Origin of the sequence: Streptomyces sp. Da 82-17 (genome assembly GCF_046098215.1) — a bacterium.
GTDB lineage: Bacteria > Actinomycetota > Actinomycetes > Streptomycetales > Streptomycetaceae > Streptomyces.
Genome location: NZ_JBJURH010000013.1, coordinates 19,831 through 32,814 on the forward strand (window position 1 = coordinate 19,831; position 12,984 = coordinate 32,814).

The following is a 12,984-nucleotide window of genomic DNA, read 5'->3' on the forward strand; positions in this document are numbered from 1 at the left end:
CGGGCTCCGGGCGGGGACCGGGTCCGACCGGGGGCCCGCGTCGGGCGGATCAGGGCCAGGACCCGGGCCCGACCGGGGGCCCGCGTCGGGCGGATCAGGGCCAGGACCCGGGCCCGGGGCAAGTCACGTCGTGAGTGCTGCTTCCGCCGCGATGGCCGTGCCGATCCAGTACGCGTCGAAGTTGCGCAGCCGGTGGCCCTCGGGCAGGCCCTGCACGGGTGCGTTGACGAGGAACGGCACCTTCTGTTCGGTCAGGCCGCCGTGCGAGCGCAGTGGCTCCTTGAACGCGGAGATGTCGTGCCGGGCCGGGGTGGTGCCGAGGACCGTGTTGCGCTCGGCGATGACGACGAGGTCGCCGATCCGGTCGCCGGGCAGCTCGAACCGTTCGCAGGCCGCCTCCCGCGTCAACACCTCGTCCACGCCGTCCAGTCGGGCCAGCTCGGCGGCTACGGCGTCCCGGTCGGCGTCGGCGGGCAGGTGGACGGTCGCGTACGAGCCGAGCGCCCCGTGGTGCACGGTGTACGGGTCGGTGATGGGCAGCACGACGCGGGCCGCGCCCGGTGCGAGGGCCGCGTCGAGGTGGTCCTGGAGGTGGACGACGCGGGCGGCGCCGTCCCCGTCGGCCTTCGCGTTCATGCCGTGGTCGGCGGTCACGACGAGGACCGCGCCGAGCGCGTCGATCCGCTCGAAGTACCGGTCGAGCATCGCGTAGAAGTCGTTGGCGACCGGCGAGCCCGGCGCGTGCTTGTGCTGGATGTAGTCGGTCAGCGACAGGTACATCAGGTCCGGGCGGTCCTTGTCGAGGATGTCGGCGCCCGCGGCCATGACGAGCTCGCTCAGCTCGGCGCTGTACACCGACGGCAGCTCCATGCCGGTCCGCTCCAGCACCTTCCCGATGCCGTTCTCCTCCTCCGTGGCCTGGTCGGCCTTCTCCGCCGAGAAGCAGATGCCGTCCTTGAGTCCGCTGCCGAGCAGCCGGCGCAGCTTGTCCTTCGCGGTGATCACGGCGACCTTCGCGCCGCGCTGCGAGAACTCCGCGAACAGGGTCGGCGCGCGCAGCAGTTCGGGGTCGTTCATCATGACTTCGGCGCCGGACTCGGTGTCGTAGAAGTAGTTGCCGCAGATGCCGTGCACGGCCGGGGGCACGCCCGTCGCGATCGACAGGTTGTTGGGGTTGGTGAAGGATGGCATCGTGCAGTCGCCGCGCAGATCGGCGCCGCGTTGCAGCATGCGCTCCAGGAACGGCATGCGGCCGTCCGCGATGGCCCGCTCGTGGTAGGCGTCCTCGCTGCCGTCGATGCACACGACGACGACGGGCCGGTGGGGCCGGTGGTAGCGGCGCCCGTTCACAGTCAGCGGTTCGGTCATGTGCGGATCCACCCCTGAGGTCGAAGTCTGCGGGCGGCCTCCTCGTTCGCCGTCCCGCGTTTCATGGGTACACCGGCGGGCGGGCCGGAAGAACCACCGGATTCGCTATGGCGGCCATAGCCCCCTCGTACCGGGAACCCCCTGGAACGACCTGGTACGAGGCCTCCCCAGCGGCCCCGGACGGGGCTAGGCTCGGCGCCCGGTGATCGACAGCGGTGCGGGGAGGCGCGTGTGGAACTCAACCTCCACCGGTTGTGGATCTTCATGCAGGTCGTGGAGCACCAGGGTTTCTCCGCCGCCGCGCAGCGCCTCTACATGAGCCAGCCGTCGGTCTCCAACCAGGTCCGCCGGCTCGAACAGTCCCTGAAGGTCACGCTCATCGACCGGTCCGGTTCGCGGGCGCGGCCGACCGCGGAGGGGGAGGTCCTCGCCGAGTACGGGAAGCGGGTGTTCCTCCTCGCGGAGGAGGCGGTAGCGGCCGTGCAGCAGGTGAGCGGACTCGCGTCCGGGCGGCTCCTCGTCGGCGGTTCCACGACCGTCGGCACGTATCTGCTGCCGTCGCTCCTCGCCCGCTTCCAGGAGCGCCATCCGGGGATCGAGTGCGACGTGTACGTCGGCAACAACGAGGCCGTACTGGAACGGCTGCTTGCCGGTGACATCGGGGTGGCGGTGGTCGCGGGCGTCCCCACGGCCTCCCAGCTCCTCACGGAGACCGTCCTCGACGAACGGCTCGTCCTCGTCGCGTCCCCGGCCCACCCGCTCGCGGGGCGCCCCGAAGTCCACCCCGAGGACCTCGCCGACTGCCGCTTCCTGCTGCGCGAACCGGGGTCGCAGACGCGCGTCCTGCAGGAACAGGCCCTCTCCGAGTGGGAGTTGGACGGGGTGTCGCGCGGGGCGGTGTGGGGGCCGGAGGCGGCGAAGCAGTGTGTGGCGGCGAGCCTGGGGGTGGCGTTGATCTCGGAGCACGCGATCGTCGACGAGGTGCGGGCGGGGACGCTGGCCGTCGTGCCCGTGGCTCCGGCGCCCCGGCCCCGGCCGGTCAATCTGGTGCGGCGCCGGGACCGGTTGCTGGCTCCGGCGGAGCGGGCGTTCATCGAGTTGCTGCGGTCGGCGGGCGGTTGGCCTCGGGAACTCCCGGCCTGACCTCGGCTCCTGCTCTTCCCGCCACGCCCCTACCCGAAAGCCTCCGGCGGTGTCCGGCTAGAGGCGGGGGCGTTTCGTGCCCAGGCATACCGCGTACCGCTCGCGCCGGGCGAACTCCTCCCGGCGCCACACCACCGGCACCCCCACCTCCGCGCACAGATGCAGCACCGCATCCGGCCCGGCCCACACCCCGACGTGCGCCCCGTACGCGTCCCGCGTCGCGTTGAACAGCACCAGGTCCAGTGGGCGCGGCACCGGCACCCGGTGCGTGGCCGACGTGTCCGTCCAGAGTTCGCTGGACCGCAGCGGCGGCACCGTCACACCGAAGTGCCCGAGCACCGCGTACGCGTACAGCTGGCAGTTGGCGCCGAGGCGGAGTCCGGGGCGGGCCGTGACGTGCGCCGAGCCGGGATGGCGGTCACCCCGGTACGGCACGTGCCAGTACGCCTCCGGCAGCAGGCCGAGCACATCTCCCGTACCGCTCACCACAGCACCACGCACCCCCGCGCCGCCAACCGTTCCTCGACCTCCGGCGGGACCGTCACCGGGTTCCAGCGCAGGTCCAGCTTCTCCAGGGCGGGCAACTCGGCGATCCAGTCGGGCAGTTCGCCCACCCCGTTGCCCCGCAGGTCGAGCCGGCGCAGGCGGGGAAGTCCCCGGAGCGGGTCCGGGATCGCCGTGAAGCGGTTGTCCCGCAGCTCCAACTCCCGCAGCTCCCGCAGCCGCCCGACCGCGTTCGGCAGCCTCGCCAACTCGTTGCCCCGCAACCACAGTTCACGCAACGCCGCGAGGTCGCCGACCGTCTCCGGAAGCTCGGTCAGGCGGGCCTGCTGTGCGCGCAGCTCGGTCAACTCCCGCAGGTCGCCCAGCGATTCCGGCAACCGGCCCAGCGGGTTCTCGCCCACGTTCAAGTACCGCAACCGCGTCAGACGGCCCAACGACTCCGGCAGGGACGTGAGTCGGTTGTCGTGCAGGTACAGGCAGCCCGCCAGCGACGTCAGCTCGCCGATCTCCTCCGGCAGCGCCGTCAGCCGGTTGTGGCCCAGGTCGAGCATGTGCAACCGGGTCAGCGCGGCCAGGCGCGGCGACACCGCCGTGAGCCGGTTGTCCGCGAGGATCAGCTCCTCCGCGTCCACCCGCTCCCACACCGACTCCGGCACGCACGCGAGCCCCGCCCGCCAGTGGTCGACCCGCGTCCGGCGCACCCCGTACGTCCTGTCCACCCCGCACGTACCGTCCACCCCGCACGTACCGTCCACCCCGTACCTCCCGGCCCGCCCTGCCCCCGTGCTCCTCGCGAGCCCGGGACGGAGCCCCGAAGCTAGCATCGGGCGCATGCCCGCAGCCCGGCGCCCTCGCCCTCGCCCTCACCGTCCGGCACGACGGCCGCGGCGGCGTCGCCGACGACCTGGAGCACCCCGAGGACCTGACCCGCTGGGTCGCCGAGCACACCGCCGACCTCACCGCCGCCGGAGCCCCGCCCGCGCAGCTCACCCCGTCCACCCCGCCCACCCCGTTCACCGCCGACCCGGCCGCGCTGTCCGACGTACGCGCCCTCCGCCGCGCGGTGCGCGCGCTCTTCGCCCACGCCGTACGCCCGGCCCCGGCAAGCCCCGCCGACGCGCACCGGCTGCCGACGGTGGACGAGGCCCTCGCCCACCTCGGCGCAGCCGCCGCACGCGTGCCCGTCGTCCCCGAGCTGACCTGGCCCGAGGCCGGCGGGCCCCGGCTCACGTACCGGCCCGCGGCGCCCGCGGCACCCGCCGACCTGCTGGTCTCCGTGCTCGCGCGGGCCGCCGCCGCGTTCCTCGCCGGGGACGACCGCGCCCGGTTGCGGGCCTGTCACGCTCCGCGTTGCGTGCGCTACTTCCTGAAGGAGCACCCCCGGCAGGAGTGGTGCAAGCCCTCCTGCGGCAACCGCGCCCGCGTCGCCCGCCATCAGGAACGCAGACAGGAACACCACCGCGCGTAAGCACCCGCGTACGCCAACTCGCTCACCCCCGGCCCCCGTTGCCGCCCGAACACGAGGGCGGCGCATCGCCCTCCGGGGCCCGGCGCGCACCCCGCCCGCAGGGCTCTGACCGGCGCGCATGCCCGTCCCGGCGGGAGCGGGGACCGACGGGGCCCGGCGTCCGGCTGTGCGGAAAGCCACGTACCATGGGCGGCATGTCCTTCCTCCGCCGCCGCAGCGCCCCCACCCCCGCCGGCCCGGACTTCGACGTCCTGGCCATGGACCCGGGTGACTGGCCCGGCAACCTCGGCGCGGGCCTGCTGCCCGCCCCCGACGGCAGCTGCCAGGGCGTCTTCCTGCGGTACGACCTGTTCGGCGGCCGCGGCCCCGCCATGGTCATCGGCAACCTCCCCGAGGGCTCCCCGGCCCGCGACATCGGCGAGAAGGACGTGCCGTTCGAGGTGGCGCAGCTGCTGCTCGCCCTGGAGAACGACGAGGACATCGAGGTCGTCGAGACCGAGGACGTGCCGGTGATGCAGGGCGACAACCTGCTGATCGTGCGCCGCCTCAAGCTCTCCGAGAGCCGTATCTCCTGCGTCCAGTTCGACCGCAGCGACAACGTCCTGGTGACCATCGCCGCCTGGGACCGCCCCATCACCGACGACCTGTACGCCCTCCTGAAGCCGCTGCCCGCGGAGCTCTTCCAGCAGGGCTGACCCCGCACCCTGACGCCTGACATACGCCGGGCCCGGACCTGCCCCCACAAGCAGGTCCGGGCCCGGCGAGCTGTCCGGCCGCCCCTGTCACGCGCCGGACGACCACACGGTCACGTACCGGACGGCACCACCCGCACGTCCGCGGCCCGCACGAACGCGACCCGGTGACCGAACTGGATCTCGTAGTACGTGTCCTTGCCGCGCACCACCTTGTGCGGGGCCGTGTCGAACGTCGGCGCGTAGAAGTACTCACCCGGCACCAGCCCGCCCGTCGCGTACTTCTGCCCCTTGAGCAGCTTGTACGGCAGCGGCGACACCGGCTGCGGCTTGATGCCCTCCGGGTACGCCGAGCTCTCCGGGTACGCCCGCCCGTACACCGGCACGTCCTCCGCGCCCGCCTTCGGGGTGACCGTCAGGCCCGCCGCGTCGACCGCCGTCGGCTGCTCCTTCGGGTTCTTGAACCAGGCCTTCTGCCCCAGGTACCAGACCGCCGTCCAGTCGCCCTTCCGGTCCGCGACCGCGTACTGCTGGCCGGTCGACAGCCGCGAGCCCAGGTCGTTCACGCCCGTCGTCGAGTCGCCGCCGCCCGGGCGCAGGCCGATGTCCTTCACCAGCGGGGCGTCGTCCCGCGGCTCGGTGTGCACCCGCACCGCGCTCGAACCGTGCGCCGGGCACGTGTCCCCGGCCTCCTTGCAACCCGTGAACTCCGGCTTGTGCTCGTCGTATTCGGGCAGCACCGTCACCAGACCGCCGGACGGGCCCGCGGTCCGCTCGAACGGCTTGCCCATCAGCGTGAAGTAGTGCTGCCAGTCCCAGTACGGGCCCGGGTCCGTGTGCATCCCCGGGATCGTCGCCGTCGTCGTGCCCGGCACCGTGTCGTGGCCGAGGATGTGCTGCCGGTCCAGCGGGATGTCGTACCGCTTCGACAGGTACTTCACCAGCCGGGCCGAGCTGCGGTACATCGCCTCCGTGTACCAGGCGTCCGGCTGCGTCAGGAAACCCTCGTGCTCCAGGCCGATCGACTGCGAGTTGACCGCCCAGTTGCCGGCGTGCCAGCCCACGTCCTTCAGCTTCAGGTGCTGTGCGATGTGCCCGTCGGTGGAGCGCAGCGTGTACTGCCACGACACGTACTCGGGGTCCTGCACCAGCTTCAGCGTGGTGTCCCAGCTGCCCTCGGTGTCGTGCACCACGATGTACCGGATCTTCTGGTCGTGCGGCCGGTCCGCCTTGTCGTGGTTGCCGTAGTCGCCCTCGCCGAACTCCTCGTACGGCGCCGGGATCCACTCGCAGGAGATCGTCTCCGGGCAGTCCGTCGCCGCCGCCGACGCCCGCCGCAGGCCCAGCTTCTCCATCCGCGACGCGTCCGGCTCCAGGCCCTTCGTCGCCGCGAGCTCCACGCGCTGGCCCGCGTCCGTCGTCCGCTTCTGCCCGTCCCGGATCACCGCGAACACCTCGTTCGCGTACGAGGCGGCCGAGGCTTGGTCGTCCGCCCCGGAGAACTTCGCCACCGCCGCGTACCAGTCCGCCGGGTCCGCGCTGTCCGTGTCCCCGCCCGACGCCCGCTGCGCGGCGGCCAGCAGGGCGGCGCCGCCGCGGACGTTCGCCGCCGGATCGGTCCGCAGCTCCTCCGCGCCGATACCGGTCAGCTCGGCCGCCCTCGGCAACGTCCGCAGCCGCTGGGGGAGTTGAGCCGGATCCGGCAGCTTCGCCTCGGGCACCCGCGCGGGGCGCCGGGTGTCACCGCGGGCGTCCTCGGTGCCGTGGCTGTGGTGCGGGGCGTCCCGGAGCGCGGTGCGCGCGTCCGTCAGATGCATCGGGCCGTAGCCGCCGCTGACGCTCGGGGCTCCACCGTGCGCGTCCCAGCGGGACTGCAGATACGAGACGCCGAGCAGCACGCTCTGCGGCACCCGGTACTCGGCGGCAGCCGCGGCGAACGCGCTCTGCAGCCGCGCGGACGGGGCGACCGGGGCGGAGTCCGAGGGCGCCGCGGCGAGCAACGGCAGCAGCAGCGCCGCCGACGCCACGGCGCCCGAGGTTCTCGTCAGACGTCGGCGACGCACGGTCACATCTGCGGCGTGGGCTGACCTTCGCAATGCTGCCTCCCGAGGCGATGGGGCGCGATGGGGCGTGCGGGGGCCGAACGTGGGTGTCAGTGGTACCGGCTCTCCGACGATCCGTCAATCATGCCTACGGGGGCGGGATTTCCCATGTCAGGGCGGTTCCCGGCGGGTTTCGCGGGCGCACGTCGGCCCGCCTGCGCCGCGTCAGTGGCCTGGACCACTGAACGCCCCCTGAGCAGGCCCGACATGAGCCGACGCCGACCCGCCCCGAAGGGGCCCTGCGCACCGCCCGGCCGCCCCCGGTCCACCTGTTCGGACGAAGGAACTCGGCATCAAGAACGCGTAAAGACTGCCGGAAACCGGCAATGACGCCGCCCTACGGCGCGTGGAAACCTCTTCTTGTCCACGGGGGACGAGCGGGTGAGGAGGCGAACGCGGTGACCTGGTTTCTCGGTCTCGGCATGGCGGGGGTCGTCCTCCTCGCCCTCTCCCTCGTCCTCGACGGACTGCTCGACGGGTTCCTCGGCGGCGTCCTGGACGGGCTCCTCGACGGCTGGCTGTCGCTGCCCGTCATCGCCGGATTCACGTCCATGCTCGGCTTCGCCGGCGCCCTCACCCTCGGCACGACCGGCCTCGGCCCCGTCGCCGCCACCGCCGTCGGCACCGGCGCGGGCGTCGTCACCGCGTACGGCGTGTGGCGGGCCGGGCGGGCCCTGCTCCGCGGCTCCGGCGACTCGCCCCGCGGCGCCGACCTGGTCGGCAGCGCCGGACGCGTCGTCACGCCCATCCCGGCCGACGGCTACGGCGAAGTGCTGCTCCAACTCGCGGGCCAGCCCGTCAAGTTGGCCGCGCGAAGCGACGGTCCGATGGCCCGCGGGGCCGAGGTCTGGGTCGAGCGCACCCTGTCGGCCACCTCCGTGGCCGTCCGTCCCGTCGAACACTGACCGGCCCGACCGCCGGGCCCACGCGCCGCACCACACGTACGCCGCACTGCCCGTACGCCGCACCACACGTACAAGGGGGAACCCCTCATGAGTCCAGTCGCAGTAGCCGTCGTCGGAGTCGTCGTACTCCTCGTCCTGCTCGGCCTCGTCCTCGTCACCCGGTACAAGGTCGCCGGGCCCAGCGAGGCGTTCATCGTCACCGGGCGGCGCGGCAAGAAGTCCACCGACCCGGAGACCGGGCGGATCTTCACCGACAACAGCGGCCAGAAGGTCGTCGTCGGCGGAGGCGTGTTCGTCGTCCCGTTCGTGCAGCAGCGGTTCACGCTCGACCTGTCGTCGCGGCACATCCCGGTCTCCGTGCGCGGGGCCGTGACGCTGCGCGGCGTGAAGGCCAACCTCGAAGGCGTCGCCATCGTCAAGGTCGGCGGCACCGAGGACTCCATCCGCGCCGCCGCCCAGCGGTTCCTGATGCAGCAGGACGGCATCGTCGGCTTCACGCAGGAAGTGCTGTCCGGCGCGCTGCGCGCCATCGTCGGCCGGATGTCCGTGGAGGACATCATCCGCGACCGCGCCGCCTTCGCCGGTCAGGTCGCCGAGGAGGCCGAGACCTCGCTGTCCGGGCAGGGTCTCGTCCTCGACGCCTTCCAGATCCAGGACATCTCCACCGAGGGCTCGTACCTGGAGGACCTCGGCCGCCCCGAGGCCGCCCGCGCCCGGCAGGAGGCCGACATCGCCGAGGCCGTCGCCCGCCGCGCCGCCGAACAGGCCCGCCTGAAGGCCGCCGAGGAGATCGCGGTCGCCGAGCGGACCTTCGCCCTCAAGCAGGCCGAGATCCGGGCCGAGACCGACGAGGCCGCCGCCCGCGCCAACGCCGCCGGACCGCTCGCCGACGCCGCCCGCCAGCAGGAGGTCCTCACCGAGCAGGAGAAGGTCGCCGAGCGCCAGGCCGCCCTGACCGACCGGGAGTTGGACACCAAGGTCCGCAAGCCCGCCGACGCCGCCCGCTACCAGGCCGAGCAGGAGGCCGAGGCCCGCCGCATCGCCCTCGTCAAGCAGGCCGAGGCCGACGCACAGCGCTCCCGGCTCACCGGTGAGGGCGAGAAGCTGCACCGCGCCGCGCTCGCCGAGGCCGTACGCATCGAGGGCGAGGCCCAGGCGGCGGCGATCGGCGCGAAGGGCGCGGCCGAGGCGGAGGCCATGCAGAAGAAGGCCGACGCGTTCGCCCGGTACGGGGACGCGGCCGTGCTGCAGATGCTCGTCGAGGTGCTGCCGCAGGTGGTGGCGAAGGCCGCCGAGCCGATGAGCGCCATCGACAAGCTGACGGTGATCTCCTCGGACGGCGCGAGCCAACTCCCGCGCACCGTAGCCGACAACGTCGCCCAGGGCGTCGAACTCCTCAGCTCCACCACGGGAGTCGACCTCGCTGCGCTCCTGAAGAACGTCACGGCGGGCAAGGTGACCGGGTCCCCGCAGCAGAACGGCAAGATCGACGTCACCGACTGAGCACGGCGGCGGGGAGGCGGCGAGCAACTGCCCGCCGCCTCCCCGCCGTCGGGTCCCGCAGGGCTACGACTGGACGCCGCCCCGCGCCTCGGCCGCCTCCGCCTGTACGGGCACGCTCGTCGAGGCGGCCGTACCGCTGCCGCCGCCCGAGCCGTCCCGGCGCTTCGCGAAGTACCGGGCGATCGGCTCCGTGTACCGCGCGGTCAGCGGGCCGACGATCACCAGGATCAGGACGTACGCCGTCGCCAGCGGGCCGAGGGACGGCTCGATGCCGGCCGTCACGGCGAGGCCCGCGATGACTATGGAGAACTCGCCGCGCGCGACGAGCGTGCCGCCCGCCCGCCAGCGCCCCTTGACGCCCACTCCGGCGCGCTTGGCCGCCCAGTAGCCCGTACCGACCTTCGTCAGGGCCGTGACCACCGCGAGCGCGAGCGCGGGCAGCAGCACCGGCGGGATGGACGCCGGGTCGGTGTGCAGGCCGAAGAACACGAAGAACACCGCGGCGAACAGGTCCCGCAGCGGGCTGAGCAGCGTGTGCGTGCCCTCGGCGACCTCACCGGACAGCGCGATGCCGACGAGGAACGCGCCGACCGCCGCCGACACCTGCAGCTGCTGCGCGATGCCCGCGACGAGCAGCGTCAGGCCGAGCACCACGAGGAGCAGCTTCTCCGGGTCGTCGCTGGACACGAACCGGGAGATGACCCGCCCGTAGCGGAGCGCGACGAACAGCACGAGGCCCGCGACGCCGAGCGCGATGGCGAGGGTGACGCTGGCCGCCGCGAGGCTCACACCCGCCAACAGGGCCGTGATGATGGGCAGATACACCGCCATCGCCAGGTCCTCCAGGACGAGCACGCTGAGGATCACCGGGGTCTCGCGGTTGCCGACCCGGCCCAGGTCGCCGAGGACCTTCGCGATGACACCGGACGACGACACCCAGGTGACGCCCGCGAGCACCACCGCCGCCACCGGCCCCCAGCCGAGCAGCAGCGCGGCGGCGGCGCCCGGCAGCGCGTTCAGACAGAAGTCGACGAGCCCCGCCGGGTACTGCGTCTTCAGGTTGGAGACCAGATCGGTCGCCGTGTACTCCAGGCCCAGCATGAGCAGCAGCAGGATCACGCCGATCTCGGCGCCGATCGCCACGAACTCCTCGCTCGCGCCCAGCGGCAGCAGCCCGCCCTCGCCGAACGCGAGACCGGCGAGCAGATACAGCGGGATCGGCGAGAACTGGAACCGCCCGGCGAACCGTCCCAGGAGCCCGAGCCCCAGGATGATCGCGCCGAACTCGATCAGGAAGAGAGCAGAGTGCACGCGGTCACTCCTGCCCGAGGATCGCCGCGGCCGCCTCGACGCCCTCACGGGTGCCGATCACGATCAGCGTGTCCCCACCGGCCAGCCGGAAGTCGGGCGCGGGAGACGGCACGGCCCCCGAGCGCCGGAGTACGGCCACGATCGACGCGCCCGTGTCCGTGCGCATCTTCGTCTCGCCGAGCACCCGGCCGTTCCAGTGCGAGTGCGTGGACAGCTCGATGCGCTCGGCGACGAGCCCGAGGTCCGTGGTGTGCAGCACGTTCGGGCTGTGGTGCGCCGGCATCAACGCGTCGATCAGCGACGCCGATTCGGGCCCCGTCAGATGCAGCGACTGCAGACAGGCGTCCGGGTCGTCGGCCTGGTAGACGTTGACGGTCCGGGTGCCGTCGCGGTGCGCGACCACCGAGACGTGGCGGTCCTCACGCGTGGTGAGGTCGTACTGGACGCCGATGCCGGGCAGCGGCGTCGTGCTCATCCGTGGAGCAGGCACAGCCTGTCCCCTCCCTGATCCCCTGACTTGCTGGTGGACTACGCCGCGTCGCCCGGGTGCGCGAACACGGCAAGAGCGACATCGTGTCATCCGCGCCCGACGCCCCGACATGGGTGTCAGCACGGATGGACAGTTCCTGGGCAGACGGGAAAAGATGCCGAGGGGGGTCGTGTCACCGCAGGTCAGGCGGTACGCGGACGAGTGCACACGCAAGGGCGGGCGGGCCGGTGCGCGCCCGCCGAAGGGGACGGACCGAACCATGACGCTGTACCGGCGGATCTTCCTGCTGCACGCCGCCGTCCTCGTCCTCATCGCGCTGCTGCTGCTCGGCCCGGTGACGGTGTCGACGCCGGTACGGGCCGGTGAGGCCGTCGTCCTCTGCGTCGGCCTGGTCGCGACGATCACGGTCAGCGCGGTGCTGCTCCGCATCGGCCTGGCCCCGCTGGGCCGCCTCAACCGGGCGATGACGCAGGCCGATCTCGTACGACCGCACAGCGGGCCCGCCGTGCAGGTGACAGGCACCGGGGAGATCGCCGAACTGACCGCCGCCTTCAACGCGATGCTCGACCGGCTCGCCGCTGAGCGGGCCGACAGCACGGCCCGTGTCCTGTCGGCGCAGGAGGACGAGCGGGCCCGGGTGGCCCGCGAGCTGCACGACGAGGTGGGGCAGACGCTCACGGCGGTACTGCTGCAGCTCGGGCACGCGGCGGGACAGGCGCCCGAGCCGCTCCGGGCGGAACTGCGTCAGGCCCAGGAGGCGACGCGGGCGGGGCTCGACGAGATCCGCCGGATCGCCCGCCGACTGCGGCCGGGTGTCCTGGACGACCTGGGCCTGACGAGCGCCCTGCACGCGCTCGCGGCCGAGTTCACGACGCCGACGCTGACGGTCCGGTGCAGGGTGGACGCCGAACTGCCGCCGCTGGACGCGGCGACGGAGCTGGTCCTCTACCGGGTGGCCCAGGAGGCCCTCACCAACGCGGCCCGACACGCACAGGCCGATACGGTCCACGTCCACCTGGGCCGAACCGACCCGAAGGGCCCCCTGCGCCTCCGCATCCGGGACAACGGCCGCGGCCTGGGCTCGGCCCCGGAGGGCGCAGGCATCCAGGGCATGCGAGAACGAGCCCTACTGATCGGCGCGACCCTGAACCTGAAAACGGCCGCCGACCCCACCGGCACCCACCTCACCCTGAACGCGCCATACCCCACCAGAACGACCAGATGAGCCACGACGCACCAGGGGCACGGGAAACTGCGCGCCCACCCACGCCGACGCAGCAGTCAACGGACGGCGGGGAGTGCCCCGTCAGGGGCGCGGGGAACTGCGCGACGAGCCACGACGGCGCTGCAGTCAACTGATGGCGGGGAGTGCCCCCTTAGGGGCGCGGGGAACTGCGCGACCAGCCAGGACGGCGCAGCAGTCGACCGATGGCGGTAGGGCCCGCGACCGGGGGCTGGGGCGAAGGCCCCAACAGCCCACGACGGCGCAGCAGTCGAC

At 73.0% G+C, this 12,984-nt stretch carries 12 protein-coding genes; 6 read left to right on the forward strand and 6 right to left on the reverse strand.

The features are described from left to right. Positions 1-123 precede the first annotated feature (123 nt). Complete coding sequence (phnA, locus tag ACIDOF_RS22060) at positions 124-1,368, reverse strand: phosphonoacetate hydrolase (protein WP_409007724.1); 1,245 nt, start codon at positions 1,366-1,368, stop codon at positions 124-126. Between the two features lie 231 nt (positions 1,369-1,599). On the opposite strand from phnA, the gene ACIDOF_RS22065 reads away from it, so the two are divergent. Continuing rightward, complete coding sequence (locus ACIDOF_RS22065; RefSeq protein WP_409007725.1) at positions 1,600-2,511, forward strand: LysR family transcriptional regulator; 912 nt, start codon at positions 1,600-1,602, stop codon at positions 2,509-2,511. A 57-nt stretch (positions 2,512-2,568) separates the two neighbouring features. Here ACIDOF_RS22065 and ACIDOF_RS22070 read toward each other — a convergent pair whose 3' ends face one another. After that, positions 2,569-2,997, reverse strand: a complete 429-nt coding sequence (locus ACIDOF_RS22070) for a hydrolase (protein ID WP_409007726.1) — start codon at positions 2,995-2,997, stop codon at positions 2,569-2,571. Next, on the reverse strand, positions 2,994-3,734 hold the full coding sequence (locus ACIDOF_RS22075) for a leucine-rich repeat domain-containing protein (RefSeq protein WP_409007727.1): 741 nt from the start codon (positions 3,732-3,734) through the stop codon (positions 2,994-2,996). The genes ACIDOF_RS22070 and ACIDOF_RS22075 overlap by 4 nt, the downstream gene beginning before the upstream one ends. 185 nt (positions 3,735-3,919) lie before the next feature. Here ACIDOF_RS22075 and ACIDOF_RS22080 point away from each other — a divergent pair, with 185 nt between their 5' ends. Further along, the gene (locus tag ACIDOF_RS22080) at positions 3,920-4,483 is read left to right on the forward strand and encodes an ABATE domain-containing protein (protein WP_409007901.1); all 564 of its coding nucleotides are present in this window, start codon (positions 3,920-3,922) and stop codon (positions 4,481-4,483) included. Between the two features lie 194 nt (positions 4,484-4,677). Next, the gene (locus tag ACIDOF_RS22085) at positions 4,678-5,178 is read left to right on the forward strand and encodes a hypothetical protein (RefSeq protein ID WP_409007728.1); all 501 of its coding nucleotides are present in this window, start codon (positions 4,678-4,680) and stop codon (positions 5,176-5,178) included. 110 nt (positions 5,179-5,288) lie between these two features. Here the strand turns inward: ACIDOF_RS22085 and ACIDOF_RS22090 are convergent, their stop codons facing one another. After that, positions 5,289-7,238, reverse strand: a complete 1,950-nt coding sequence (locus ACIDOF_RS22090; protein ID WP_409007729.1) for an N-acetylmuramoyl-L-alanine amidase — start codon at positions 7,236-7,238, stop codon at positions 5,289-5,291. 437 nt (positions 7,239-7,675) lie between these two features. Between ACIDOF_RS22090 and ACIDOF_RS22095 the strand changes: the two genes are divergently transcribed. Together ACIDOF_RS22095 and ACIDOF_RS22100 are read left to right on the forward strand one after the other, a co-directional pair. Next, positions 7,676-8,182 (forward strand): hypothetical protein, encoded by a 507-nt coding sequence (locus tag ACIDOF_RS22095; protein ID WP_409007730.1) that lies wholly within the window; start codon positions 7,676-7,678, stop codon positions 8,180-8,182. A gap of 87 nt (positions 8,183-8,269) precedes the next feature. Beyond that, positions 8,270-9,685, forward strand: coding sequence for a flotillin family protein (locus ACIDOF_RS22100; RefSeq protein ID WP_409007731.1), 1,416 nt, complete (start codon positions 8,270-8,272; stop codon positions 9,683-9,685). Positions 9,686-9,748: 63 nt separating this feature from the next. On the opposite strand, the gene ACIDOF_RS22105 is transcribed toward ACIDOF_RS22100, so the two are convergent. Both ACIDOF_RS22105 and ACIDOF_RS22110 read right to left on the reverse strand, forming a co-directional pair. Further along, positions 9,749-10,996, reverse strand: coding sequence for a cation:proton antiporter (locus ACIDOF_RS22105; protein ID WP_409007732.1), 1,248 nt, complete (start codon positions 10,994-10,996; stop codon positions 9,749-9,751). Between the two features lie 4 nt (positions 10,997-11,000). After that, the gene (locus ACIDOF_RS22110) at positions 11,001-11,471 is read right to left on the reverse strand and encodes a cation:proton antiporter regulatory subunit (protein ID WP_409007733.1); all 471 of its coding nucleotides are present in this window, start codon (positions 11,469-11,471) and stop codon (positions 11,001-11,003) included. Between the two features lie 274 nt (positions 11,472-11,745). Between ACIDOF_RS22110 and ACIDOF_RS22115 the strand changes: the two genes are divergently transcribed. Further along, positions 11,746-12,711 (forward strand): histidine kinase, encoded by a 966-nt coding sequence (locus ACIDOF_RS22115; protein WP_409007734.1) that lies wholly within the window; start codon positions 11,746-11,748, stop codon positions 12,709-12,711. Positions 12,712-12,984: the final 273 nt, after the last annotated feature.

What these genes read in the sequence shown, in the direction of transcription:
- phnA (WP_409007724.1), bottom strand. Translation starts at nt 1,368, where the DNA reads ATGACCGAACCGCTGACTGTGAACGGGCGCCGCTACCACCGGCCCCAC.
- ACIDOF_RS22085 (WP_409007728.1), top strand. Translation starts at nt 4,678, where the DNA reads ATGTCCTTCCTCCGCCGCCGCAGCGCCCCCACCCCCGCCGGCCCGGAC.
- ACIDOF_RS22100 (WP_409007731.1), top strand. Translation starts at nt 8,270, where the DNA reads ATGAGTCCAGTCGCAGTAGCCGTCGTCGGAGTCGTCGTACTCCTCGTC.
- ACIDOF_RS22110 (WP_409007733.1), bottom strand. Translation starts at nt 11,471, where the DNA reads ATGAGCACGACGCCGCTGCCCGGCATCGGCGTCCAGTACGACCTCACC.
- ACIDOF_RS22115 (WP_409007734.1), top strand. Translation starts at nt 11,746, where the DNA reads ATGACGCTGTACCGGCGGATCTTCCTGCTGCACGCCGCCGTCCTCGTC.